21 protein-coding genes are annotated in these 26,013 nt (G+C 40.0%); 10 read left to right on the top strand and 11 right to left on the bottom strand.

Annotation, left to right across the window (positions count from 1 at the left end; translation table 11 throughout):
- Positions 1–104 precede the first annotated feature (104 nt).
- Positions 105–2,108, top strand: coding sequence for a M13 family metallopeptidase (locus OGI71_RS07505; RefSeq protein WP_120257847.1), 2,004 nt, complete (start codon positions 105–107; stop codon positions 2,106–2,108).
- 65 nt (positions 2,109–2,173) lie between these two features.
- Here OGI71_RS07505 and OGI71_RS07500 read toward each other — a convergent pair whose 3' ends face one another.
- From OGI71_RS07500 to OGI71_RS07475, 6 genes are all read right to left on the bottom strand, one after another.
- The gene (locus OGI71_RS07500) at positions 2,174–3,391 is read right to left on the bottom strand and encodes an MFS transporter (RefSeq protein ID WP_120257846.1); all 1,218 of its coding nucleotides are present in this window, start codon (positions 3,389–3,391) and stop codon (positions 2,174–2,176) included.
- A 155-nt stretch (positions 3,392–3,546) separates the two neighbouring features.
- On the bottom strand, positions 3,547–4,506 hold the full coding sequence (locus OGI71_RS07495; protein ID WP_282254776.1) for a metallophosphatase: 960 nt from the start codon (positions 4,504–4,506) through the stop codon (positions 3,547–3,549).
- Positions 4,484–5,245, bottom strand: coding sequence for a 5'-nucleotidase (locus OGI71_RS07490; protein ID WP_282254775.1), 762 nt, complete (start codon positions 5,243–5,245; stop codon positions 4,484–4,486). Before OGI71_RS07490 ends, OGI71_RS07495 begins: the two co-directional genes overlap by 23 nt.
- Positions 5,246–5,400: 155 nt before the next feature.
- Positions 5,401–6,468, bottom strand: a complete 1,068-nt coding sequence (locus OGI71_RS07485) for an EamA family transporter (protein ID WP_282254774.1) — start codon at positions 6,466–6,468, stop codon at positions 5,401–5,403.
- 19 nt (positions 6,469–6,487) lie between these two features.
- Positions 6,488–6,961 carry an Lrp/AsnC family transcriptional regulator gene (locus OGI71_RS07480; RefSeq protein WP_223585270.1) on the bottom strand — a complete coding sequence of 158 codons (474 nt, stop codon included), beginning with the start codon at positions 6,959–6,961 and terminating at the stop codon, positions 6,488–6,490.
- A gap of 182 nt (positions 6,962–7,143) precedes the next feature.
- Positions 7,144–7,587 (bottom strand): FUSC family protein, encoded by a 444-nt coding sequence (locus tag OGI71_RS07475; RefSeq protein WP_282254772.1) that lies wholly within the window; start codon positions 7,585–7,587, stop codon positions 7,144–7,146.
- 272 nt (positions 7,588–7,859) lie between these two features.
- On the opposite strand from OGI71_RS07475, the gene OGI71_RS07470 reads away from it, so the two are divergent.
- The 8 genes from OGI71_RS07470 to OGI71_RS07435 all read left to right on the top strand — a co-directional run bounded on the left by OGI71_RS07470 (position 7,860) and on the right by OGI71_RS07435 (position 20,205).
- Positions 7,860–10,781, top strand: a complete 2,922-nt coding sequence (locus OGI71_RS07470; RefSeq protein WP_282254771.1) for an FAD-binding and (Fe-S)-binding domain-containing protein — start codon at positions 7,860–7,862, stop codon at positions 10,779–10,781.
- A gap of 94 nt (positions 10,782–10,875) precedes the next feature.
- Positions 10,876–11,526: a hypothetical protein gene (locus OGI71_RS07465; RefSeq protein ID WP_282254770.1), complete on the top strand. Its 651-nt coding sequence runs from the start codon at positions 10,876–10,878 to the stop codon at positions 11,524–11,526.
- A gap of 263 nt (positions 11,527–11,789) precedes the next feature.
- A complete protein-coding gene (locus tag OGI71_RS07460; protein WP_282254769.1) occupies positions 11,790–13,004 on the top strand; it encodes a DUF763 domain-containing protein in 1,215 nt (404 codons plus the stop codon).
- Between the two features lie 84 nt (positions 13,005–13,088).
- Entirely contained in the window at positions 13,089–13,490 is a 402-nt protein-coding gene (locus OGI71_RS07455; protein WP_282254768.1) for a hypothetical protein, read from the top strand.
- Positions 13,491–13,665: 175 nt separating this feature from the next.
- Positions 13,666–14,748 (top strand): efflux RND transporter periplasmic adaptor subunit, encoded by a 1,083-nt coding sequence (locus OGI71_RS07450; protein ID WP_282254766.1) that lies wholly within the window; start codon positions 13,666–13,668, stop codon positions 14,746–14,748.
- Positions 14,749–14,770: 22 nt separating this feature from the next.
- Positions 14,771–17,935: an efflux RND transporter permease subunit gene (locus OGI71_RS07445; protein WP_282254765.1), complete on the top strand. Its 3,165-nt coding sequence runs from the start codon at positions 14,771–14,773 to the stop codon at positions 17,933–17,935.
- On the top strand, positions 17,928–19,367 hold the full coding sequence (locus OGI71_RS07440) for an efflux transporter outer membrane subunit (protein WP_282254764.1): 1,440 nt from the start codon (positions 17,928–17,930) through the stop codon (positions 19,365–19,367). The genes OGI71_RS07445 and OGI71_RS07440 overlap by 8 nt, the downstream gene beginning before the upstream one ends.
- 151 nt (positions 19,368–19,518) lie before the next feature.
- Positions 19,519–20,205: a Bax inhibitor-1 family protein gene (locus OGI71_RS07435; RefSeq protein ID WP_259179039.1), complete on the top strand. Its 687-nt coding sequence runs from the start codon at positions 19,519–19,521 to the stop codon at positions 20,203–20,205.
- A 79-nt stretch (positions 20,206–20,284) separates the two neighbouring features.
- Here OGI71_RS07435 and OGI71_RS07430 read toward each other — a convergent pair whose 3' ends face one another.
- From OGI71_RS07430 to OGI71_RS07410, 5 genes are all read right to left on the bottom strand, one after another.
- Positions 20,285–20,797, bottom strand: a complete 513-nt coding sequence (locus tag OGI71_RS07430) for an SRPBCC family protein (RefSeq protein ID WP_282254761.1) — start codon at positions 20,795–20,797, stop codon at positions 20,285–20,287.
- 213 nt (positions 20,798–21,010) lie between these two features.
- Positions 21,011–21,451: a carboxymuconolactone decarboxylase family protein gene (locus OGI71_RS07425; RefSeq protein ID WP_282254760.1), complete on the bottom strand. Its 441-nt coding sequence runs from the start codon at positions 21,449–21,451 to the stop codon at positions 21,011–21,013.
- Positions 21,452–21,579: 128 nt separating this feature from the next.
- Positions 21,580–21,945, bottom strand: coding sequence for a VOC family protein (locus OGI71_RS07420; protein ID WP_223585281.1), 366 nt, complete (start codon positions 21,943–21,945; stop codon positions 21,580–21,582).
- A 122-nt stretch (positions 21,946–22,067) separates the two neighbouring features.
- Positions 22,068–23,099, bottom strand: a complete 1,032-nt coding sequence (gene glsA / locus OGI71_RS07415; RefSeq protein ID WP_282254759.1) for a glutaminase A — start codon at positions 23,097–23,099, stop codon at positions 22,068–22,070.
- Between the two features lie 48 nt (positions 23,100–23,147).
- The gene (locus OGI71_RS07410) at positions 23,148–24,536 is read right to left on the bottom strand and encodes a family 10 glycosylhydrolase (protein WP_282254758.1); all 1,389 of its coding nucleotides are present in this window, start codon (positions 24,534–24,536) and stop codon (positions 23,148–23,150) included.
- Positions 24,537–24,845: 309 nt separating this feature from the next.
- Between OGI71_RS07410 and OGI71_RS07405 the strand changes: the two genes are divergently transcribed.
- On the top strand, positions 24,846–26,012 hold the full coding sequence (locus tag OGI71_RS07405; RefSeq protein WP_120257830.1) for a porin: 1,167 nt from the start codon (positions 24,846–24,848) through the stop codon (positions 26,010–26,012).
- Position 26,013: the final 1 nt, after the last annotated feature.

Genomic DNA, 26,013 nt, shown 5'->3' with positions numbered 1-26,013 from the left:
GTAATATCTACTATTTCAGTTGTCTGCAAAACTATGTTTTGTGTTAGGAACAATAGCGAAACTTTTCTTAAGTTTGTGTAGATACATAACAAACTAAAATTTATATGAAGAGAAATATACTTTTGGCTGCTTTGTTGGCATGTGGTTCTTTGGCCGGCCATGCGCAAAATAATGCAATCAATGTAAATTACATGGATAAAAGTGTTCGTCCGCAGGATGATTTCTATAATTTTGTGAATGGTCAATGGATGAAAACGGTTAAAATTCCGTCGGATAAGGCACGTTGGGGCTCTTTTGATGAGTTGCGTGAAAATACAGACATCGCTACACTGAAAGTGTTACAGGAATCGTTATCGGGCCAGTTTACAAAAGGAACAGATAATCAGAAAATAGGTGATCTGTACCGGTCTTTTGTAGATACGAAGACGCGTGACAAATTGGGATTAGAACCTGTTCAGCCCTACTTGACAAAAATTAATGCGATAAAGAATTTTGATGATCTGTATAAATATCTGGTAGAAGTGGCTCCTATAGGAGGAAACCCTTTCTTTGGCGGATATGTTTATGCGCATCTCAAAAATTCTAATGTCAATACGGTTTATTTGGGTGGTGGAAGTCTAGGCTTAGGCCGTTCTTATTACCAAGTTAAGGATCAAAAGAATGAAGAGACGTTAAAGGATTATTCGGAATATATCTCTGCGCTTTACGCCAAATCGGGGCAACGCACAAGAGATCTAAAAGGTCCAAAAATTGTTGCATTTGAAAAAGAATTGGCTGCTAATCTAAAAACTGTCGAACAGTCGCGTGATGCAAATGGCCGCTATAATCCGGTGGCGGTTGCTGATTTGAAAAAGATGGTAAAAAACGTTGACATTGCTAAATATCTGAGCGACGTTGGATTCAAAGCTGATACCGTTATTGTGCCAGAACTAAAATACTATGAAAATTTAGATAAAATCTTCAATCCGGCGAACCTTCCGATTATTAAAGATATCTTGACATTTCACTTATTAAACACCGCTGCTTCGTATACAACTCAGGAATTAAATGATCTTTCTTTTGATTTTTGGGGTCGTAAGTTAAAAGGGCAGAAAGAACAACGTGCACTGGACAAACGAGGGGTAGAGTTTGTTAATTCTATCGCTGGGGAGCTTTTGGGTAAGTTATATGTGAAGGAGAATTTTCCACCAAAAGCCAAAGCGGATGCGGAGGAGCTGGTAAGTTATCTTGTAAAAGCATTCGGGCAACATATCAATGGTCTAACATGGATGTCCGCAGATACAAAAGTGAAGGCGCTCGAAAAGTTGTCGAAGTTTAAAGTGAAGATCGGTTATCCGGACAAATGGAAGGATTATAGCAAGCTTGATATTGGAACATCGCTTTACGCGAATGTTTTATCATCCAGCAAGTGGGCTTTTTATGAGAACCTTGCAAAACAAGGTAAGCCAGTTGATAAATCTGAATGGGGAATGACACCACAGACTGTCAATGCTTATTATAGTCCATTGTTTAACGAAATCGTATTTCCGGCAGCAATTCTTCAGCCTCCGTTTTATGATTACAAAGCCGATGCAGCGGTTAATTTTGGTGGCATCGGTGCAGTCATAGGACATGAGTTGTCTCATGGTTTTGATGATCAGGGTGCAAAATACGATGGTAATGGCAATTTGAACAACTGGTGGACTGATGGTGATAAGGCTAAATTTGAAGCCGCAGCGAATGCGTTGGTCAAACAATTTGAAGCTTATGAGCCCGTTCCGGGAGTTTTTGTAAATGGCCGTTTCACTTTAGGTGAGAATATTGGTGATTTGGGTGGTTCTTCGGTCGCTTTTGATGCACTACAGTTGTATTTAAAAGACAAAGGAAATCCTGGTTTAATCGATGGTTTTACACAGAATCAACGTTTCTTCCTTTCTTGGGCTACCATTTGGAGAACGAAGACAACGGATGAATTTGTTGTGAATCAGGTGAAGACGGACCCACATTCTCCTGCACAATATAGGGCATTCGCTCCGATCATCAATTTGGATGCATTCCATGCTGCCTGGGAAACGAAAGATGGCGATAAAATGTTTATCCCTACAGATAAGCGTATTAAGATCTGGTAAGAAAATCCATCGATCTTATTTAAATAATAAAAGGGACATTTCAAATGAAATGTCCCTTTTATTATTTAGCGCATCCATTTCAGCACAAGGTAAAAGCCGAGTCCTGTAAAGGACAGGGTCAGTGCTGTGGCCCACCACAATGTTGTAAAACCAAAGGAGTCAACAATAGAAGTTCCTAGCAATGGTGAAAAGATATTTGCGGCAGAGAAAGCTAGGGAGTTGAATCCCATATATGCTCCCTGAGTTTTGGGTGTAGAACGATTGACAGATACGGTCGCCATAAAGGGAAGTGTCAGCATTTCGCCAAGACCGAAGATAAAAAATGTGAAATATAACCAGCCTAGTCCACCCATGTAATTTAACATGGCGTAGGAGAGGGCGCATAAAACTGTACCAAACACCAATGTACTAATCAGTGAGAACCTCTTTTCGGCGACATGGACGACAAACATCTCCAATAGCACAATCACAAAACCACTCCAACCTAGGAGAAATCCGATCTGATGATCATCCAGGTGGTGTACTTCACGATAAAATATCGGTAATGTCGTAATTAGCTGGAAAAAGCAGAACGAGAAAATGCAGCAAAATATATTAAATAATACAAAGGGAATATCGGTATAAGGATTGCGACTTTGTTTTACGATTATATTGCTGTTTGCCAATGCTTCTTTTTTTGCTTTTACATCTGTTCTTTTTTGTCTTTTATTAAAGAAGATAAAGAAAATTACTGCAGCACACATCACTGCAAAGGAATTTCCATAGAATATCCAGTTAAACGAGATTGTAGCCAGAAAGCCTGCGGCGGCAGGACCGATTGAAAATCCTAGATTAATTGCTAAACGGTTGAGCGAAAACGCTCGGGTAATATTCTCGGGTTTAGCGTAACTCGCAACAGAAACAGAATTTGCAGGTCTAAATGCATCAAAAATTAGACTTAGTGTAAAGATCATGATAGACAGTGATTGAACCTCTTTAAATAAAGGAATCAATAAAAATAGTGGCGAAGCCAATACTAAACTACCGAATTGCACCTTAAAGCTACCAATCCGATCTGTCAACCATCCACCGATGTAGGAGCCGCAAACTGAGCCTATGCCATAGCTCATAAGCACAATACCAACTTGTTTGATATCAAAATGAAGGACCTGTGTCATATAGAGCCCTAGGAAGGGGATAACCATACTTCCCATTCTGTTGATCAACATAACAACTGCCAAGAGCCATGCGGCCTGTGAAAGGCCTTTGAAGGAATCCAAGTATATGGATATGATTTTTTTCATGCAAATAATTTGCTTTTTAAAAGCTTGTCATTTATTATGAGCGTTTCCATCTTTCCGGTATGGGCTGGTTTTGGCTCACAAAAACTTTAACGGATTCTGTCAAAAAAATGCCAAATTGATTTGGTCAATTTGGCATCTATTATAAATGGATAATATTATGCCAGTTGCGATTCTGCTATTGAGGGGTTGACCTGATAGGTACTTGCTATCATCTGCTTTTTGTCTGATCCCGGTTCCATAATAAAATCAATGCGACCAAGATTGATGCCTGCAAAACCAACTTGGTTGACCACTGTCTGTGTTCCTTTTAAATTTGTGACCAAGGTCGGTTCATTTAAAAAAGTATGGGTGTGTCCGCCAATGATCAAATCGATATCTGATGTTTTGGCTGCCAGAACCAGATCTGAAACTTTATCATTCTCATATTGATACCCAAGGTGTGAAAGACAGATAATAAGGTCACACTTATGTTTTTCTTTCAGGATTTTAACAACTTTGTTGGATATTTCAATCGGATCCAGATATTTCATCCCTTTGTAATTATTGGGATCTACCAAACCTTCGATATCAACCCCCAGTCCAAATACACCTACCTTGATACCGCCTTTATGAAATATCGTATAATCCTGGGTTTTCCCTTCAAGTACGGTACCTTTAAAATCATAGTTGGCCGTCAGAAATGGAAATTTGGCGTGATCTAGGTATTTCACGAGTCCATCCAGGCCATTATCGAACTCATGGTTACCAAATGTCCCGGCATCATATCGCAATTTGGTCATCAGGTCGAGCTCTAATTTACCGCCAAAGAGGTTGAAATACGGTGTTCCTTGAAACATGTCTCCTGCATCCAATAATAGTAGATTATTTTCCTCGCTACGGATCTTATTGATCAGTGTGCTACGACGAGCTACACCACCCAGTCCCTGATACTTACCACCGTCCATTGGAAAAGGCTCAATGCGACTATGCACATCATTGGTATGTAAAATGGTCAATTTGATCTTTTTACTTTTTGCTGCCGCCTGAAAAGGTAATGAACCCAAAGCAAGTGCTGCAGAAAATCCACCGGCTTGCTTGATAAAGGTTCTCCGATTAATTGATTTTAATTCTTCCATCTAATTCCGCATTTACTTGTTTACCTGCTTTTGTTAATTCACTTACATATTCTATCAAACCTTCACGCATCCGTTGGGGATAGTTGGTTCTAGCGATCGATTGTGTCAATAGGACGAGATTATCGCCACCATTGGCCAGATAATCATAGGTGACGAGTTTGTATGCTTTATTGTCATCTATTGCCTGTCCTTTGATTTTGATATCCTGTACCTTATTGCCTGTTATCGTTAAGGTCATGCCCGCAATAGGCTGGCCATGGGTTGTCGCGATATAGTCAGCAAGCTGGCGTATTTGGCTGCCTTTTAGCTCAATAATCGTCAATGTATTTTCAAAGGGCATTACTTCAAAGATATGTCCTACTGTGATATTTCCAGCTTTGAGATCATTGCGAATTCCTCCTTTTGTTGCAAAGGCCAGGTCTGCGGGATTGTGGGCGTAATGGTCACTCATCCACAACAAGGCTTCGCAAAAGAAATTACCCATTAATGTTTCAGGCGTCTTCTCTTTTGTCAACGCCTTATTGGCATGTCCGATAACGCGGTTCATTTCGGTTTCCATTTTTTGCTTGAATGGCTCATAGATGGAAACGACGGTAGGATCTGCTTGTACATCCTTGTTGATATGGTATTGTTTGAAGTCCTTTTGTGTAGGGTGGAGTTGCTTTGAACAACCTGTGACCATCAAAAGCGAAGCGACTCCAAAACTACCAATAAAGGCAATTTGCTTTGATATATTCATTATAGTTAGTTTAGCCAAATACTGGGGCAAAGTTAGCCAATTAAATATGAAGAAATCTTATTCCTGCTCGTCTAATTTTGCTAAAAAGATAAAAACAATAAAAGCTTAACATAGATCTACGTTAAGCTTTATCATATAATTAGAAAAATAACAACCTAGTGTACTAATTCTGCTTCGGGAAGATCATCTATAGTTGATTGACGATCATCATGCTTTGGCAAAGTATCCAATGTACCTCCTTGCAGGATCTTTTTGTTTTTATTTTTAGTTGACAATTTGGTGCGGTAAGCCTTCCAGTTCATCAGTAAAACAGAGAACAAAATAACTGCCAAACCTACAATCTGTAAGGAAGTCACGGCATGTGAAGTGAAAAAATGACTTAATATTAACGCAATGATCGGATTTACATAAGCGTATGTACTTACTTCCATCGCTGGGCGCACCTGTAAAAGCCAAATATAGGAGCTAAATGCAAGGATAGAACCAAATGTGATCAAATATGCTAAATTAAACCAATCGACAGGAGCGACACTACTTAATTCAAATGATGCGTACTCGCCTGTAAACAGCGCGGTGATATTAAAAAGAACACCTGCAGTGACCATCTGCCAGGCTGTTTTGACCATAACGTGCAGATCTTCTTTTTCTTGTGCTTCTGATTTTTTGAAGTATTTAGACGCTAATGAACCTACTGTCCAGGAGATGGAGCCCAATACCAAAATACATAGCGCGATGATTTTCAAATTTCCATTGGCATTGTCGTTGGAAGCCATGATCTGTTCTGCAAATAACATAACAACCCCAATGAACCCAAGCACAACACCGGCTACTGTGGTAACGCTGCTAAAATTCTCTTTCCATTTGGGTTTGTCAAGTAAAATAAACCAGATTGCAGCTGCAGCGGCGATAATCGCGGCTACCCCACCAGAAACATATTGTTCGGCCCAGATGACTCCGGCCATATCCACAAACAGAAGTAAGAAGCCTACAAAGGCAGCTTCCAATATGGAGCGTTTGTTAAACAGTTTATAACCTTTTATGGCACAATAACTCATCAGGATGGCGCTTGCGGTAACAAACCGAAACGAGCCTAATATAAATGGTGGAAAACTATGCAATGCTTTTTCTATAAAGAAAAAGGTAGAGCCCCATACCACATAAATAATAAAATAAGCAACCACAACCATTAAAGGGCTTGCAGCTTTTTTGTGTCCTTGCAACATAATTAAAACCTCCTTTCTGTTATTCAGGTATAACAACCTGTTGATCTTCTTTTACCGTTTGAAGTACAATTGTGGTACGAGTAGAAATTATTCCTTCTACTTTACCCAGTGTATTGCGCATTAAATCAACCAAACCTGTTGAATCTGCCGTTCTTACTTTGATAAGATAACCGTCATCTCCAGCAATGTCGTGTACTTCTTGTACCTCCGGGATTTCCGCGAGGGCGAGACCTACACGTTGTTCGCCAATGATATCATTGGATTTGATGAAAATAAATGATAAAAGTTTCTGATCAACAGCCGCTGGATTGATCTTGGCGCTGTATTTTAGGATCACGTCTTTCTGTTCAAGCTTCTTAACCCGCTCCAGTATTGCTGAAGGAGCCATACCTAATTCTCTAGCGATATCAGCATTGTTGATACGCCCGTTATCCTGCATTAAACGAAGAATTTTGTAATCTACCTGATCTAAATTATATTCTACTTTTGTCATTTCGACTGCAAAGGTAAAGAAAAAAGTAGAATATTCAAAATATTAGTATTAATTATGAATATTATTCTGAAAGAATAGTTGTTGTTGTGAATTTTATTCGATTTGCCTTTCTGCTGATTTTCTTTGTTTGCTTTAATTTGTTGGTTGAAAAGGAGTTGCAGGTGGTCTACAGTTTGTGATGGTCAACAATTATACCGATTTCTCAATTTAATAATAATATTCCGGGTGGATAGGATGACACCTAAGCCGATCAAACATCCCACGCAAACACAACCGAAACGGTCGAGGGCTGCAAAATATGAACGACTTTCCTGCTCATGTAGGTAGACAATAATTAAAGCCACCATAGATGTGCGGGCCACAGCCATAATATTCAGTGCCTTGCAGATGATGAGGGAGGCAAGCATCCCGATAATCATTGCATATAGCTGTGGAATCGGTACGAAGTATAAACTGAGACCGATGGCAGAGCCAATGAAATTGGATTTGGCACGGTCAATGGCAATTTTTTTGGACTCATTTTCCTGCGGGGATATCACTAGGATAATTGAAATAAGTGTCCAGGAAACAGAGTATTCCGGAAAGGACACAAATAGAATGTAGCCTAGTAAAAATCCTACTAGCACTCGTATCGAATATATAATAAAATCTGAATGTAATGTGTATCGAAGGATAAGATTACGCATATAACAGAGCGGATGTTAATTCATTAAACCGTGTTGCTGCTGCAAAAATACAAGCAATTCATGAAGATGCGAAATAAAATTCCGGTTTGTTGCATTTTGTGATTGCGTTTTTATGCGTTTTGTTAAAAGAAATTGTGTATTTCTTGCAATTCTTCCTTTTTCCAAAGGAGAAATTTGACTAAATTTGTTTTCTATATAAAAAAGCAAATTCAGTGAAAGATCAGAATCAGTTAGCCGTATTGGCAACTCAACTTAAAGGGGAGTTGTATTATTCAGATGAGGCATCGCATCAAACCATGTTACTTGCCTACTCAACAGATGCTTCGGTGTACCAGGAAAAACCGTTGGCGGTGGCCATTCCATCTGATATAAACGATATAAAGAATTTGATTGATTTTGCCCGAGCAAACCAAACAACCTTAATTCCCCGTACCGCTGGAACATCGTTGGCAGGACAGGTTGTCGGAAATGGTATCATTATGGATATATCCCGTCATTTTAACCGCATCCTGGAATTGAATGTGGAGGAGAAATGGGTGCGGGTACAACCCGGCGTGATTCGTGATGATCTGAATAGTTACCTGAAGCCTTTTGGGCTCATGTTTGGTCCGGAGACATCCACGGCAAGTCGGGCTATGGTTGGTGGTATGATTGGTAATAATTCCTCGGGTCTCCATTCCATTGTCTGGGGCGATACCCGTCATAATCTAATTGCAGCAAATGTACTTTTAGATGATAAATCAGAGGTGAGCTTTGCTTCGCTGGATGAGGCAAGTTATTTTAAAAAACTTTTACAGGCAGATCGTGAAGGGGATATCTACCGTCACATGAATGATTTGTTGACAGATCCTCAAAATTTGGCGGCGATTGAAACAGGCTACCCCAAGCGTTCGATTACCCGACGAAATACTGGATATGCCTTAGATATTTTGAGTGACCGTACGCAACCCTTTAATATGTGTAACCTTTTGGCGGGTTCGGAGGGAACTTTGGCGATTGTAACGGAGGCAAAGCTTCACTTGATGGATTTACCACCGCAGGAACTTGGACTATTATGTGTTCATTTTGCTGATATGGTTGAATGTATGCATGGAAATGTCATCGCGTTGAATCATCAGCCTGAGGCATCTGAGCTGGTCGATAAATATATCATGGATTTTACGGTCGGGCATCCGACTTATAAATACAATCGCTTTTTTATTGAGGGTGATCCTCAGGCACTGTTGATCGTAGAATTTAGAGGTCATACTGCTGCGGAGACCGAGGCCAAGGCGATGGCTTTAAAGGCAGAACTGATTGAGAAAGGGTTAGGATATGCCTATCCTTATATTATTGGAGTCGAGCAGACTAATCTTGTCTGGGATGTCCGAAAAGCTGGATTAGGGCTTATCCGTAATCTTCCTGGGGACAGCCAACCGGTCAATTTAATCGAAGACTGTGCGGTTTCTCCAGAGGATCTTCCGGCCTATGTCAGTGACATCCAGAAACTTTTGGTTGAAGAAGGGGTGCATGCATCTTACTATGCACATGCTGGAGCGGGTGAACTACATATCGAGCCTTTTGTCAATCTGAAAACAGAAGAAGGTAAGCGCACTTTCCGCTCCATATTGGAAAAAACAAGTGACCTTGTGTTAAAGTATAATGGATCGTTGAGTGGAGAGCATGGCGACGGGCGTTTGAGGGGAGAATTTATTGGTAAAGTACTCGGAGAAAAGGTTTATAAACTTCTGGAGGAAGTAAAGGTAATCTTCGACCCAATAGGAGTATTTAATGCAAATAAGATTGTCAACACTCCACCAATGGATGCCCATTTGCGTTATGACAATGACAAAAATAGGACGGATATAAAAACTTATTTTGATTTTTCCAAAGATGAATCCATTCTCCGTTTGGCTGAAAAATGTTCGGGCTCGGGTGATTGCCGGAAAACAGAAATTACCGGTGGGACGATGTGTCCATCTTTTATGGCGACACGGGATGAGAAGGATACAACGCGTGCACGAGCGAATATGTTGCGTCAATTTTTAACCAACTCCACGAAAAAAAATCGCTTTGACCATGAGGAAATCAAGGAAGTGATGGATCTGTGTTTAAGTTGCAAAGGCTGTAAAACGGAATGTCCGTCGAGTGTGGATGTTGCCAAGATGAAAGCAGAGTTTTTACAGCATTATTACGATGAACATGGGGCCGGCTTTAGGACCAAATTGATCGCGAATTTTACTGATTCCCAGAAACTGGGATCACTCGTTGCCCCAATCTATAATTTTGTTGTGAAGAATGACTTTTTATCCGGTTTGGTAAAGAAAACTGTAGGCTTTGCACCAAAACGCTCTCTTCCTACGGTGAATGGAACGACGTTGAGCCAATGGGCCAGGAAGCAAACGATAGTACCGCAAACTAAACGCAGGGTCTATCTATTCTCCGACGAGTTTACAGAATATAACGATGCTGAGATTGGTATTACAACTTACAAGCTACTAACGGCATTGGGCTATGAAGTGATTATTCCAAAACATGTACAAAGCGGACGGACATATCTCTCCAAAGGATTTGTCAAAGAAGCAAAAAAGATTGCCAATCAAAACATTAATTTCCTAAAAGGTCTGATTACCGACGAAACACCGTTGTTGGGTATTGAACCATCTGGCATCATTACATTTAGAGATGAATATTTAAGTCTGGTTGATGAAAATCTTCGTACTGATGCACAGTTGGTGGCTAAAAATGCACTTATGATTGACGAATTTCTATTGGCGGAAATCGAGGCGGGCCGTATTCATCAGGAGCAGTTTACAGCTGTGGAAAAGAAGATCAAGCTGCATGGACATTGCTATCAGAAAGCCTTTCATCTGGTAGGCATTACCCAGCAAGTCTTAGCGTTCCCGTCCAATTATTCCGTTGAAGTGATTCCGTCGGGCTGCTGTGGCATGGCAGGTTCGTTTGGTTACGAAGCCGAACACTATGATGTCTCAATGAAAGTAGCCGAACTGGTTTTATTGCCAGCTGTACGTAGCACAGATACGGCGACTCTAATTGCTGCTGCGGGTACTTCGTGCCGTCATCAGATCAAAGATGGTACCGGAAGAAAATCTTTTCACCCCGTTGAAATTTTATACGACGCTTTATTGAAATAAAATAAAAACATTGCGAATAGTTGTTTGTTATCAGTAATAGTAGTAATATTATAGGAACAATATTTCAATGATTACTGATAATAAACAATTCACCATGTACAAAATTCAATCTATAGCCCTTCTTACAACAGCTACGATGATGATGGCTGCTTGTGGAAATTCTAATCAGAAGAAAACTGATGGAAGTGATACTGCGACAGCGAATACCATTGAGCGGGTACGCATCGAACAACTGACGAATGGTACGCCAGGACCTGAAAAAAAGAACTTTTTTCTGCGTATTACCGACGAAGTTAAAACCGATTCAAGTCGCATTTATACAACGAAATCAATTTACAATAAGGATACAGTAGGTGCTAAAATTGAAGTCGTTGATTTTATCCCAGCAGGTATTATCGATGGTCAGCCAAGTGATGATGTAGGCTTTACGAAAGGAAAAATTAAAATTACTACCCTAGGAACGCAATCTGACAACTTAGTTAAAGCTTTAGGTGAATTATTTCAAATGCCAAGTACTGATGGGTTTACGAAAGAGGTTGTTCTGCCAAATGTATTTTCATCCAATAAAGTGAATGTAGATCTATCAAAGAAAACTGCCTATAGTTTCAAACTGTTTTTAGAGAATAAAAAGGCGGAACCTGCGGAATTGTTTTTTAATGTGGATACCTATAAACACTCGATTGAATTTTCCGAAAAAGATCCATCATTCCGTGCTGGATTTATATCGGCTTTGACTGGAAAGTAAATCTTTAACTATGGATAGATAGTAAGCAGCCGGCGTTGGCCGGTAATATATTGAAATAGCGAGAAGGCTGTATAATCACACGATTATACAGCCTTTTTTAATATTGATTCTTTTATTAGTCTGATTTTCTGGTTTTACATGCTGCTGATTTCCTTAGGCATGTATAGGATCTTGGTGTTGTAAATGATAAATCCCAATTCTCTGAAAATCTCGTTTAGCAAATAAGAAGAGTTATATTTGTGCTAATATATTTAGTTTTATTTATGAGGCATTCAGGAACGGCGGATTTGCCGCTACACTATGGAAAAGTACCAGCTTGGCTGTATGAACGGATGAGTTCACTGGGCAAATCCATTGTGGAGGTCATCCTGATGAATTATGGACAAGATGAGGTGCTCCGGAGATTGGCAGATCCATTTTGGTTTCAAAGCTTTGGCGCTGTACTCGGCATGGACTGGCACTCATCAGGTATTACAACATCGGTCATGGGCGCTTTAAAACGCGCGATCAATCCCTGCGCGGATGCATTCGGCCTTTATATATGTGGCGGTAAGGGTAAATTTTCTAAAGACACACCACAGGAGCTACTTTATTTGGCAGATAAAACCGGTTTGGACGGGAATAAATTGGTTCGAACAAGTAAGTTAGTGGCCAAGGTGGATAATACGGCTATACAAGATGGTTATCAGTTATACCTCCACAATTTTATTGTCAGCAAAGACGGTCATTGGGCTGTGGTACAACAGGGTATGCATAATCATGATGGAACTGCCCGCCGCTATCATTGGCATTCAGAGAAAGTTCGCTCTTTCATTGACGAACCTCATGCTGGTATTGAAGGACGTTCGCAGGGTCTTATTTTGAACTTGACAGCTTCTGCTGCAGCCCCTAACAGAACAGGTATTATGGCTATCGTTAACGAAGATTCTTCCCGTGCATTATTGGACTTTAAAAAATTGGTCATGCTTTCCCATCACGATGTACGTGCTGCAGATGTTGATCTCAAAAGGTTAGGAGCGATGTTATATGTGGCACGGGAAAATCAGCCTCAGGATTTTGAGGAGCTTTTGCTGTTAAAGGGGATGGGGCCGCGTACATTACAATCTTTGGCACTAGTCAGTGAGGTAATCCATGGTGCTCCGGCACGATTTAAAGACCCCGCGCGCTTTTCTTTTGCCCATGGTGGAAAGGATGGGCATCCTTTTCCTGTCCCTTTGAATATTTACGACCAAAGTATTCAAATCTTACAAAAGGGTATCGAAAGGTCAAAACTGGGGAATAGCGATAAATTAAAATCCATGCATAAACTCCATCAGATCATATTGGACGTTGAGCATAATTTCACACCCCAGTTTGATATTCAACAGGTCATAGCAGAAGAACGTAGAGACTCTTGGAAGTACAATGGTCGAACCGTATTTGGTCAGGCAGAAGCTCCAAAGGATGGTGACATAGGGCAACAGTTGTCACTTTTCTAAACATTATTGTTGGATTGTAATCATTTTGTTAAATTGTGTTAAACCTTATTGAAATTATTTATACGCTAGTATATTTGCCCTCAAATGAAAGTGGTTATTACAATTCTATGTTTTATAGGGTTCCTATTGATTAGGAGCGGTAATAGCCATGCTGTGCTTAACGAATCTGATCGCCCTACGGTCAGTTTTATGTATCAGCCCAATGATGCCAACCTGAAGGACAGGATTAATTCTCTAAGTGTCCACATCGATCCTCTAATAGCTGGAAACGTACATGATGAGAACCCCGTCATTGAAGAGTTTGACAGTGAGAATTTTCAGTTGACCAAAGACCTTGAAGCAGCTTCTAATTTTGTCGCTTTATTGTTCTGTGCGGTTGTACTTTTTATCTTTGTATTTCGTTTTGCAAAAAAGATTCCTTTTTGCAATTTTGTCGCTTATTTACACCCCCAAAGGTATATTCTTCAACAAAACTGGAGAATTTAATAGCCAATCTCCGAAATAGCCCAACTTTATTTTCGTTGTATTCCGAATAATTCAGACTTTCATTGATAGACTAATGATTCTGTGTTCTTTTTGTATTACAACAATCTAAGGCTTAGGTTATTTCAACTACCATATCAACAAACAATCAAACTTATTTTTAATTAGACGCTTACAAATGAAAAGAGTATTTATGCTCGTTAATTTGGCTATGGTATTATGCCAAATTGGGTGTACTTCCAAAAAGGAAGAGAAAGAAGAAAAGGAAAAATTCAATGTTACTTCTCCCGTACAGGTGGATACAACAATCCGTAAGGATTTTGTTTCTCAGATTAAATCCTTTCGTAATATCGAATTACGTGCACAGGAGAAAGGATACCTGGAGCAGATTTTTGTCGATGAGGGACAATTTGTACACAAAGGACAGCTTCTGTTTCGCATTATGCCCAAAATGTATGAAGCAGAGTTTAGAAAATCTATGGCGGAAGTGAATGTCGCCGAGATTGAAGTGCAGAACACCAAGAGCTTAGCCGATAAAAATGTCGTATCCCCCAACGAACTTGCGATGGCGAAAGCAAAACTGGAGCAAGCCAAGGCGGCTTCTGCAATTGCCAAACTGCACCTTTCCTTTACTGAAATAAGAGCACCATTTGATGGTACAATTGACCGTATCCCGCTAAAATTAGGAAGTTTGGTGGATGAGGGCGAGTTATTGACAAGCCTCTCCGACAATAGCCAGATGCTGGTATACTTCAATGTGTCGGAACCAGAGTACCTGAATTATCAGACAAACGTGAGTAAACGCGGAGATACCCATGTTGGATTATTGCTTGCCAATAACGAATTGCTTCCAGAACATGGTGTGGTTGAAACCATAGAGAGTGAATTTGACAGCGAAACCGGTAACATTGCCTTTAGGGCGAGATTTCCAAATCCCAATCGATTATTGAAACATGGTGAAAGTGGTAAAGTCGTTATGAATTTTCCATTGAAGCAGGCATTGATTATTCCACAAAAGGCAACCTACGAGTTACAGGACCGGAAATATGTTTATGTCGTGGATAAAGCAGGCAAGTTAAGAGCTCGTTATATCACAATTAGCAATTCCCTTCCTGATCTTTATGTGGTCAGCAGTGGACTTCAAAAAGATGATAAATTCCTATTGGACGGTATACAGAAAGTGAAAGAGGATGAAAAGATCAACTACAGCTTCGTTCAGCCTAAAGATGCCATTTCTAATTTGAAGTTAAAAACAGAATAAATCTCCATACTCTTAAATTACTATGTTTAGTCGTTTTATAAATAGACCTGTACTTTCGATTGTTATATCGCTGATCATTGTGTTTCTGGGGGTTCTTTCGATGGTACAACTTCCAGTAACTCAATTTCCATCCATATCGCCACCTAAAGTAAACATTACAGCAGAATACCCGGGTGCGAACGGGGAACTCATGATAAAATCTGTTATCATTCCACTTGAGCGCGCCATCAATGGGGTTCCGGGAATGAAATATATGGCTTCAGATGCCGGTAACGATGGTGAAGCCAGCATACAGGTGGTATTCAATCTAGGTACAGATCCAAATCAAGCTTCATTGAACGTACAGAACCGTGTGGCTTCTGTTGTTAATAAGCTTCCACCTATCGTTGTACGCGAGGGGGTAAAAATTACAAGGGAAGAATCCAATATGTTGATGTATATCAACCTATATAGCAAGGATAAAGACCTTGATGGAAACTTTATGTATAACTACGCCGATATGAATATCGTTTCAGAATTGAGACGTGTAGACGGTGTTGGGGTCGCGAATATTCTTGGAACACGGGAATTGGCGATGCGGATCTGGTTAAAACCTGATCGCATGACCGCCTATAAAATATCCGCTGAGGAGGTGATGAAAGCTCTGTCAGAGCAAAGTTTGGAAGCATCTCCGGGCAAAGCCGGTGAGTCTTCCGGGATTACTTCACAGTCTTTTGAATATGTCCTGAAATATCCGGGGCGTTTCACAACAACCGAAGGCTATGGTAATATCGTATTACGAACAAATGGAAACGGTGAAATGTTGCGCTTGCGCGATGTTGCCGATATTAAATTTGGATCCGCCATGTATGATATTTATTCTACATTGAATGGGAAGCCCTCTGCCGCTATTGTCCTGAAACAATCCTATGGTAGCAATGCTTCTCAGGTAATCCAGGATGTTAAAAATAAAATGAAGGAACTAAAGTCTTCTTTTCCGAAAGGACTGGATTACGAAATCAGTTATGATGTTTCTAAATTTTTGGATGCTTCAATGGAAAAAGTTATCCATACCTTAATTGAAGCCTTTATACTGGTGGCGATTGTTGTCTTTTTATTCCTTGGGGACTGGCGGTCTACCTTGATTCCAACCATTGCAGTACCGGTTTCCTTAGTGGGATCGTTCCTTTTTATGCAGTTTTTTGGTATCACAATCAACCTGATTACACTATTTGCCTTGGTATTGGCAATTGGTGTCGTTGTGGATGATGCCATTGTCGTCATCGAAGCCGTACATGCCAAGATGGAGGAACTGCATATTTCAGCCTATAAGGCAACGAAGAAAGCGATGCATGAAATCAGCGGTGCTATTATCGCTATTACATTTCTAATGGCGGCCGTATTTATTCCTGTTGCGTTTATGTCGGGGCCTGTCGGTATTTTTTATCGCCAGTTCTCCATCACGATGGCGACATCTATTATCCTTTCCGGTGTAGTTGCATTGACGTTGACACCAGCGTTGTGTGCGATTATGCTTAAGAACAATCATGGAAAACCTCGTAAGAAATCTATCGTGGACAAATTTTTGGATGCGTTCAATAGATTGTTTGATAAGATGTCCAACAAATATGTTTTCTTACTGAAAGGTATCGTTGATAAGCGTCTCTTTACTTTTGTGGTATTGATCGGATTCTGTATTGGCGCCTACTTTTTAAATAATTCCGTGCCAGCAGGCTTTATTCCAAACGAGGATCAGGGGATGATTTATGCCATTATCCAAACGCCACCGGGATCGACCTTAGAACGGACAAATCTGGCCGCTCAAACTTTGCAGAAGGAGGCGGAGGACATCGATGGTGTACAATCTGTTTCTTCATTGGCCGGTTATGAAATATTGACTGAGGGAACCGGTGCGAATACCGGAACCTGTCTGATCAATTTAAAAAGTTGGGAAGAGCGTAAGGAATCCTCGCAGGAAATTATCGAACAGCTGGAAAATGCAGCGAAAAATATCCCTGGGGCTTCCATCGAGTTTTTCCAGCCACCAGCAGTACCAGGATATGGTGCCGCAGGGGGATTTGAGTTGCGGCTTTTGGATAAAGCGGGCTCCGGTGACTATAAGAAAATGGAGACCGTAAGTAGGGATTTTGTCCGTGAATTGAATAAACAACCGGAGTTGTCCTCAGTTTTTACATTTTACAGTGCGAGTTTTCCGCAGTACATGCTCCATATCGACAATGATATGGCTCAATTAAAAGGGGTGACTATTGACAATGCACTGAATACGCTTTCTACATTGGTGGGGAGTAACTACGAAACCAATTTTATTAAGTATGACCGGCAATATAAGGTCATGGTACAGGCATTACCGCAGTATCGGGCTCTTCCTGAAGATATCTTGAAATTATATGTGAAAAACGATAAGGATGAGATGGTGCCTTTTTCGGCTTTTATGCATATGGAAAAGGTATATGGACTCTCCGAGATCACGCGGCACAATATGTACATGGCTTCTGAAATTTCAGGTTCTGCTGCTCCTGGATATAGTAGCGGTGAGGCTATTGAAGTGATCAATGCCGTCGCTGCGAAAACCTTACCACAGGGCTATGGTATTGATTGGGCTGGTATCTCCAAAGATCAGGTGGGTCGTGGTAATCAAGCCATCTATATCTTTTTGATCTGTTTAGGCTTTGTTTATCTTATTCTTTCAGCACAATACGAAAGCTTTATCATGCCATTTGCGGTTCTGTTATCATTGCCAATTGGTATTTTTGGAGCCTTTTTCCTGCTCAAAGTTTTGGGACTGGAAAACAACATCTATGCGCAGGTGGCCTTGGTCATGCTCATTGGATTATTGGGTAAGAACGCGGTTTTAATTGTTGAGTTTGCCACACAGCGACATGCGCAGGGACTCAGTATCATCGAAGCAGCTTTGGAAGGAGCTAAGGTGAGGTTTAGACCTATCTTAATGACATCATTTGCGTTTATTGCAGGTTTGATTCCATTGGTCATGGCTTCTGGGCCTGGAGCGATCGGCAACCGGACCATTGGTACTGCAGCGGCAGGAGGGATGTTGTTTGGAACTGTCTTTGGTATCCTTGTCATACCGGGGCTCTACTTTATTTTTGGAACAATCGCTTCCAAACGTAAACTTATCAAACATGAAGATGAAAATCCATTAACTGAAGAAATCGATAACAATGGCTAGTCAAACAAATAAATATTGGGTAGTAGGGGTTTTGCTGTCCGCAGCAATGACAGGCTGTAAGGTTCCTAAAGCGACTCAGATTCAGGAAAACAAGCAAGTGCCACAGCAATTTGCTGAAGCACTTGCACAGGACACAACGAATTCGGCCAATATGAAGTGGCGTGATTTTTTTAGTGATCCTAATTTAGTTGCTTTAATTGATACTGCATTAAAAAATAACCAGGAGCTGAATGTGACCTTGCAAGAATTGGCTATTGCCAAGAATGATATTTTACTGCGAAAAGGTGCATTGAAACCGAGTGTGGGTTTACGTGCCGGTGGCGGTGTGGAGAAGGTCGGGCGCTATACAAGCCAGGGAGCTGGGGATGCCAGCACGGAGATCGCACCAGGGAAGGAAATGCCCGATCCACTGAGTGATCTAAAGATAGGTGCCTATGCAAGCTGGGAAATCGACGTCTGGAAAAAACTAAAAGATTCTGAACAGGCGGCATTGAACAGGTATCTCGCTACGGTGGAAGGTAAAAACTTTGTTCTGAGCAGTCTTATCGCTGAGGTTGCGCGATCTTACTATGAATTGTTGGCTTTGGATAACCAGCTAACGATTATCAAACAGAATATCGAGTTGCAGGACAATGCACTGGAGGTCATAAAACTACAGAAGCAGGCGGCGCGCGTGACAGAACTTGCTGTTCAAAAATTCCAGGCAGAAGTGTTAAAAACCAAAGGAATGGAATTTGAGACACGCCAGCAGATTAAGGAAACTGAAAACCGAATTAATTTCCTTTTAGGACGTTTTCCACAGGAAATCAAACGTGATAAAAGTAGCTTCGTGGATATGGTACCTGCGAAAGTACAAACGGGGATACCGAGTCAACTCCTGAGCAATAGACCTGATATCCGTGAGGCTGAATATGAACTTGCTGCTGCAAAATTGGATGTACAGATTGCGCGGAAGGAATTCTATCCTTCCTTGGAAATATCGGCTGCGCTGGGTTTGCAAGCTTTTAAGCCATCCTATTTGTTTAAAATGCCCGAATCGATGTTGTACAACATAATAGGAGAGTTGGCAGCTCCGCTATTAAACAAAAATGGATTGAAAGCGGAGTTCAATACCGCAAATTCGAAGCAGATACAGGCAGTCTATAATTATGAGAAGGCAATTTTAAATGCCTATTTGGAAGTGTCTACCCAACTGTCTAATATCGAAAACCTTGGCAAGAGTTATGATTTCAAAACCAAGGAAGTTGAAGTGCTCAATAATTCTGTGACGGTATCAGACGATCTGTTTAAGTCGGCACGTGCTGATTATATGGAAGTGCTGATGACACAACGCGATGTATTGGATTCAAAACTTGAATTGATAGAAACTAAGAAGCAACAGCTTAATGCGGTTGTTAATATCTACAAAGATTTGGGAGGAGGCTGGAAATAAGTTGTTTGTTTGAATGGACCCTGCTAGGCGGGGTCCTCTTTTTTTGTATCAATGCGATGTAATTCGATAGGCTCTGCTTAAATTATTTCTTGTGAAAATCGAATTAATGCTTATTTTTAATGTATATTAATACATCTTATTTAACTGTTTTATGGAATCACAAGAGTATTTACTTGTTAACGATGAGGCTGAAAGGGGCGTTTTTTACAAAAAAACTTATCTTCATGTTGCCCTTTCTATTTTAGCATTTATCGTTTTAGAAACCCTATTGATAAAATTAGTTCCTTATGATTTTATTGTATGGATGGTCAGTGGGAAGTTTATTTGGTTGTTTCTCCTCGGATGTTTCTGGTTGGGAGCTTCATTGTCTTCTCGATGGACATTAGCGCAGAGTCGTCAGACCCAGTATCTTGGACTGGCATTTTACATTGTATTGGAAGCTATTATTTTCCTACCAATGATTTTTATTGCCGCTTCGATGACTGATGGTGCGGGCTTGCTTTACCAGGCAAGTATAATGACGCTGGCCTTGTTTACAGCACTTACAGCCGTTGCTTTTATGTCAAACAAGGATTTCTCTTTTCTGAAAAACATCCTTGTTATTGGTGGCTTCCTGGCATTGGGTGCCATTGTCGCGGGCGCATTATTTGGATTTCAATTGGGACTTTGGTTTTCTATCATCATGGTGTTGATTGCTTCAGGAAGCATTTTGTACCAAACGCAAAGTCTGAAATATAATTACGGCAATGAACAATATGTAGGGGCTGCATTACAGCTATTTTCCTCTATTATGTTGTTGTTTTGGTATATTTTACGTATTCTGATGAGTCGTCGTTAATTCAATTCGTTTTTTGAAGAAAAGGTATTTAAAGGTCATTTAATTATGCTTTAAATACCTTTTTTTATGATGTATGAAGCTATTTCAAGACATCTTTTAAGTTTTTGAGCCCTTGATCAAAATCCTTATCCATATTCATAAATAGGCTCATTAGATTCCAGGGGTAAGGTGACTTACCGGTAATGCCCCAGGTCACCGCTGTCTGGTTCGATGATATTTCCTTCAGCTTAAAATAACCTTTTGACGGTTCGCCGAATCCAAAGTCAAGTGATGTTTCGATCGTTTCTCCATCTACGATGCGCGTAATCGTTTGTGAACCTTTTCCAACTTTCTCGCCATCCCAGCTGTATTTAAATCCAACCTGACCATCGGTGCCCTGTTCGGATTTCTTCATCTGTGGATCGGAAAGTTGCCATACCCCAAAGTAATCTTGATTTCGAAGCATTTTCACATAGTTGAAGACCTCCTGTTTAGGTTTGTCAATGGTAATCTCACTTTTTGCATCAAAATCTTTAGGAACAAAAAGAGCCACAATTAAGGGAATGGCAATGAGAATAACCAAAACAATTAAAATTTTTTTAACGATTTTCATTTTTCTGCGTTTAATTGGTTTAATAAACTTTTTTCGGATTAAAGATAGCTGATTAATGTGATTTGTGGGATGGTAGATTTAAGATTTTATCGACTAGTTATTTTAAACGAAAACGGGGCCGTTCGCGCTAGACTGACCCCATTTTTATAAATTCATTTACATCCTATCGGGAGCGATTGAATTCGCATCCTACCGGGTATGTCTCTGGTTTACCTACTTTAATAATTCCAAATGTGTGCTTATACCAATTCTATTCCATGAATTGATTGTAATAATAGCGATAATGATCTGTGCAAGTTGTTTTTCGTCAAATAGTTTCTTCGCTTTTTGATAAGTTTCCTCCGTCAGGCCCTCTTGATGAATTAGGGTAATCTCCTCGGTCATCTCCAATAAAACCTGTTCTTCGGCATTAAATAATTCGGTCTCACGCCAGGCGTTCAGCAAGAATATACGCTGAGGAGTTTCACCATACTTTAATGCATCTTTGGTGTGCATGTCAAGGCAAAAAGCACATCCATTAATTTGGGATGCTCTTATTTTAATAAGCTCTTTCTGGATAGGGGTAAGAAATATATTAGCGAGGTAGGTTTCTAAACCCATCATTGCTTTATAAGCTGTTGCATCTACTTTTGCAATATTTAATCGTGCTGTCATTGTTTTATGTTTTGATACTACAAAGTTGCAGGAAAGATTGAATAATAAACTTAAACTGGTTTAAGAAAGCACATGTCAAATTAACATCTGTTAAATCTAACCAACGTATATAGTTACGGACGAACTTCTTATTCTGAAATAATCAGATAATAATTGTCAGGATCCCGGAGGATAAACTGATTTCTTAATGAATTTTCATTGTAGTGAATTTCTTTTTCGAACATGGCATCGAGTTTGGTCGCATTTTCAAACACTTCCTGGAGATTATCTACCCGAAAGAATAGGATTAGACCATTTCCGGCATTTTTAGGTTGGAGCATGGTCGGATGTGCGTGTTCACCCCATTTGTGAAGGCATAAAATCACATTGTTTTCAACTGTTAGAATTTCAAAAGTCTCGCCACCATGTTCGCTGGTACAACCTAGCAAATCCTGGTAAAAGGTTGAGCTTTTAGAAACACTTTCTACAGCGATTATTGTTTCTGTTTTCACCATTGGTTTATTTTTTGGTATTTTAATTTATTCCTAGGCCTGCATATAGCTATGCAGACTTAGGAATTAACAAGCAAAACAGGGATCCGGTTTTGCAAACGATTTAATTTAAGCTATTTGATCTGTTAATCAAATAGGCTCAGATGTTTGGCATTCACCAGATCTAGGATCATATGATAACCTGCAAGTGAGTTGCCGTGTTGGTCTAAAGCCGGACTGAAAGCGCCTATTCCCATATTACGGGGGACACTGACAGCGATTCCTCCGCCCACACCGGATTTACTCGGTAGCCCAACCGTACGGGCATATTCACCACTGAATTCGTACATGCCGGCAATCAGCATTTGTGACTGAATAAGCTGTGACAGATTAGGATCTTGAAATTGTTTGTTTCCATCATAACGGACACAGTGATTGGCAAAAAAATAGCCTATTTTGGCAAGATCTTCCACTGTGATTTCGATGGAACATTGTTTAAAGTAATTATTGAGCTTTTCTTCCCCTTCACCATCAATTAACCCATTATTTCGCATAATGTAGAACATACCGCGATTCCTATGACCAGTTTCTCTTTCTGAGTTATATACCGCATGGCTATAATCTATCTGTTCATTGTTTGTAATGAAACGTATCATCTTAAGGATTTTAGCAAAGGGTTCTTCAGCATTCCCTTTAATAAGGGCTGTGGTCAATATAGCACCTGCATTCATCATAGGATTAAGCGGTTTACCCATTGTTTCTAAATTGCCAAAGTGATTGAAAGGTTTGTCGGTTCCAAAATATCCCATTTTCTCAAAAACAGCTTTTTCACCATTCTCCTGTACCGCAATCATCAACGCAATTATTTTTGATATGCTTTGGATCGTAAATTTTTGATGTATATCTCCGGCACTTACCAGAGTACCATCGTTATTTACAACAGATAGTGCAATGGATTGTGCATTTGCTTTGCCCAGTTCTGGAATGTAATCTGCTACTTTTCCCAGTTTAAAGCGCTGACTATTCTTTTCAAGAATGCTATTTAATGTTGCTTGATCTATCTTTTTTGCATCCTTTACCGTTGCGGTACTTGTCGTCTGCTGCGCCTGGCACACATCTATTCGCCCTGTATAGCTTAGGACAAGTAAAGCTGTTATCAAACCAAAAGTTCTATTCATGTCTTCAATCTATTTATGAAAATCCAAAGATAGGAAAGTATCGATACTTTAGCTGTTCGAGGGTGCAGGATCAACATTCCAGCCCGAAAGTATGTCACCATAGAAAAAGAAGGTCACATAGAAGTTTTTGTTACTGACCTTATCCTTTACGAGATATTTTTTTGTGACATCGTACGCATCAACTTGCTTATACTTAGATAATACCACAGGATTTGCTGCCGGATTTTCCGCTTTTACCATGTCTTGAATTTTTTGGGTGATCAATTTCATGATGCCAGCTTTCTTAAAAGGGTCGTTTTCTACCTTATTGGTTGAAATACGAGGTAAGGTTCCATTGTTTTTTTCTTTTTTGGATTTAGCTGCTGTTGTGTAGGCTCTGAAGCGCTCTTTAATCTTTGGATCTTGGAGACTGTGTATGGTGAAAATAGAGATTCCTTGAGCACCATTATTTAAAGCCTCATCCATATCGACAAACATTTCATCATTGTTTTTAGCCATCAATCCACAGTACAAAGTGATATTCGCAGCTTTATCTCTGACATTTTCTAGCGTACAATCTTTTATAAAGCTTGGGTCCTCGGTGTAAAAGTTGCTGTATACCATAGGGAATACAACGTCCAGTTTCCATTTACCCCAATCTTGACGAACCATTCTCGAAGCCATTTTTGGTGTAGGAAAAGGCGAGGCTGCCATAGTCTTTCCATGGCTGTGGACAACTTCAGCAATCATATTAGCGATGTCAGTGATCTGGTCACAACGAAACTGTCTCCATTTTAGATCTTTTGAAGGATCTTTTTGTGCCCTGGGATCATAACCATATTGTTTTTTGAATTTTTCTATGGCAATGGGGTGATATCCATAATCCCATGCTGGGTATTCGCGATCTTGAACGATATTATACTTTGGCCACAAAGTGGTTGGTAATACAACATCTACATAGCGGTTGTAGTCTATTGATATACCATCGAGACCTTCAACCTCGCAATAAGACTGGATTTTCTGTTTAATATACTCTTTCACTCCTGGTACAACGGGTGATAAGAATTTGTAGTAGCCAACATACGCAGTGGTATCAGCCAGACTTTTTCCATTTCTATTGACACTAAACCAGTCTGGATGTTCTTTTAAGATCTTATCCCGATCATGCTCCAGGTTCATCGTCCATAGCCAGGCAATTACCTGTATCCCATATTTCTTTGCAATAGGAATGGCGACTCTATATTCATCAGGACTAGCTGCATTTAGCATGACCCCATCAATACCCAAGTAATTCATCTCACGGCAGATGGAATCAAAATTTGTAGTTGGATTATAATCCAGCCAAGTCCAAAACATTGCCGGCTTCTCCCGTTCCGCCGCCTCGGAAACAGGGACGAAAAACCCATAGATAATTAGTACGAGGCAAATACAGCATTTTCTGATTAATTGTTCTTTCATATGATTTATTGATTCTAAAATTTATCTATAATTTGTTCTTTGGATGTTTATTATTTGTTTCAATCTTGAAATTTTTACTAATTCAAAAATTGAAATCTGGGTATATTCAACCGTGAAAATACACAAAAACGCTGAATTTAATCAATTTGACCTCTCTTTGGAGGAAACTTTCTTTTAGTTACAAAATTTATTAGAAAATTAAAACTATTCACCCGTTTAGATGTTACTAGAGAAAGAATAAATTATAATATACATTATTGACATTGAAAAGTGCGCTGGGCTACTGGCGAATAGATAATTGTTTTAGATATGAGGAAACTTTACATTCCAATTTCTGTCTTATACTTATTGCTATACACGACTGTAAAAGGACAAGAACCGGGTCCAGTTGAGCCGATAAAAAGAGATTCTGTACAGCAAATCAAAGAAGAAATCACCTATCCCAAACTGCAGATAAAGGGGCTTTTTCAGGCGCGGTACCTTGTGAGCACAACTAAAGATGTTGACGTGAACGGGCTTCACCATAGTGATGGTTCTGGAACGGACAATAATTTTATGGTGAAGTATATGCGGGTGCAGATGCGTGCGCAGATCAGTAAGCGAACTGAAGTAGCAGTCCTTGCCAATTTAGCTGATTTTAAAAGTGACCCAAAAACAAAGGTACTTGAAAATGCGTATTTAAAATATACGTTTAGCCCTAAGTTGGCCATTACAGTTGGCCAGTTTCGACCTTGGTTTGGCATTGAGGAAACTTATCCAATAGATATTATTAAATCGTTGGATTGGTCAAATCAATATCTTGAATTTGGCAAATTGGGTTGGGCGAGTTTTCAGATTGGAATGGCAGCAACAGGGGAGGTCAATTTAGGAGATATGCCATTTAGTTATTCTTTTTCCGTGGTCAATGGAAATGGTAAAAACCAAGTCGTCGACAATGATAATGGAAAGCAATATTCAACACGCTTGGTATTTGGGCTTTCAAAAAAATATGGGGTCAATCTTGGGCTAAATGGCGGTGTGGGTGAGGTTATGAAAAAGCAAGTACACGCACTGGGGGTAGATCTGAGTGGAAACGTAGATTTTGGGAAACGTTGGAACCTGGATATGCAACTGGAAGCAAAACAGGCTATCAATCATAACTTATATTATGCGTTGGATGAGGGGGCGCGTACTTCAAAATTAAGTGACTACCTCGTTCGCGGTATCTATTTCCTGCCGAATTTAAGGTATGAAGTCAACTATTATAACCTCAGTGCATTTGAGCTTTCCTGTCGTTATGAGTATATCGACCCAAATTATAAGTTAAATGCAAATGCAAGGCAAACTTTTACGCCAATGTTTGGTCTGGAGTTTTTGAAAAATTACGGTGCCCGGATACAGCTTGGTCTTCAACTCGATCGCTATAAGAAGCAGACTCAGAATACCAATGAATACAATAAAAACTTATTTATCGTACAAGTACAAAGTAGATTCTAAT

Source organism: Sphingobacterium sp. ML3W, assembly GCF_029542085.1.
In the GTDB taxonomy this organism is placed as follows: Bacteria; Bacteroidota; Bacteroidia; order Sphingobacteriales; family Sphingobacteriaceae; genus Sphingobacterium.
This window is presented reverse-complemented; position numbering and strand designations above follow the sequence as displayed.

Coding starts and splice junctions, on each gene's coding strand:
- OGI71_RS07460 (WP_282254769.1), top strand. CDS start 11,790: ATGAGGCATTCAGGAACGGCGGATTTGCCGCTACACTATGGAAAAGTA.
- OGI71_RS07455 (WP_282254768.1), top strand. CDS start 13,089: ATGAAAGTGGTTATTACAATTCTATGTTTTATAGGGTTCCTATTGATT.
- OGI71_RS07500 (WP_120257846.1), bottom strand. CDS start 3,391: ATGAAAAAAATCATATCCATATACTTGGATTCCTTCAAAGGCCTTTCA.
- OGI71_RS07425 (WP_282254760.1), bottom strand. CDS start 21,451: ATGACAGCACGATTAAATATTGCAAAAGTAGATGCAACAGCTTATAAA.
- OGI71_RS07445 (WP_282254765.1), top strand. CDS start 14,771: ATGTTTAGTCGTTTTATAAATAGACCTGTACTTTCGATTGTTATATCG.
- glsA (WP_282254759.1), bottom strand. CDS start 23,099: ATGAATAGAACTTTTGGTTTGATAACAGCTTTACTTGTCCTAAGCTAT.
- OGI71_RS07405 (WP_120257830.1), top strand. CDS start 24,846: ATGAGGAAACTTTACATTCCAATTTCTGTCTTATACTTATTGCTATAC.
- OGI71_RS07440 (WP_282254764.1), top strand. CDS start 17,928: ATGGCTAGTCAAACAAATAAATATTGGGTAGTAGGGGTTTTGCTGTCC.
- OGI71_RS07480 (WP_223585270.1), bottom strand. CDS start 6,961: ATGACAAAAGTAGAATATAATTTAGATCAGGTAGATTACAAAATTCTT.
- OGI71_RS07495 (WP_282254776.1), bottom strand. CDS start 4,506: ATGGAAGAATTAAAATCAATTAATCGGAGAACCTTTATCAAGCAAGCC.
- OGI71_RS07450 (WP_282254766.1), top strand. CDS start 13,666: ATGAAAAGAGTATTTATGCTCGTTAATTTGGCTATGGTATTATGCCAA.
- OGI71_RS07410 (WP_282254758.1), bottom strand. CDS start 24,536: ATGAAAGAACAATTAATCAGAAAATGCTGTATTTGCCTCGTACTAATT.
- OGI71_RS07420 (WP_223585281.1), bottom strand. CDS start 21,945: ATGGTGAAAACAGAAACAATAATCGCTGTAGAAAGTGTTTCTAAAAGC.
- OGI71_RS07485 (WP_282254774.1), bottom strand. CDS start 6,468: ATGTTGCAAGGACACAAAAAAGCTGCAAGCCCTTTAATGGTTGTGGTT.
- OGI71_RS07430 (WP_282254761.1), bottom strand. CDS start 20,797: ATGAAAATCGTTAAAAAAATTTTAATTGTTTTGGTTATTCTCATTGCC.
- OGI71_RS07435 (WP_259179039.1), top strand. CDS start 19,519: ATGGAATCACAAGAGTATTTACTTGTTAACGATGAGGCTGAAAGGGGC.
- OGI71_RS07490 (WP_282254775.1), bottom strand. CDS start 5,245: ATGAATATATCAAAGCAAATTGCCTTTATTGGTAGTTTTGGAGTCGCT.
- OGI71_RS07465 (WP_282254770.1), top strand. CDS start 10,876: ATGTACAAAATTCAATCTATAGCCCTTCTTACAACAGCTACGATGATG.
- OGI71_RS07505 (WP_120257847.1), top strand. CDS start 105: ATGAAGAGAAATATACTTTTGGCTGCTTTGTTGGCATGTGGTTCTTTG.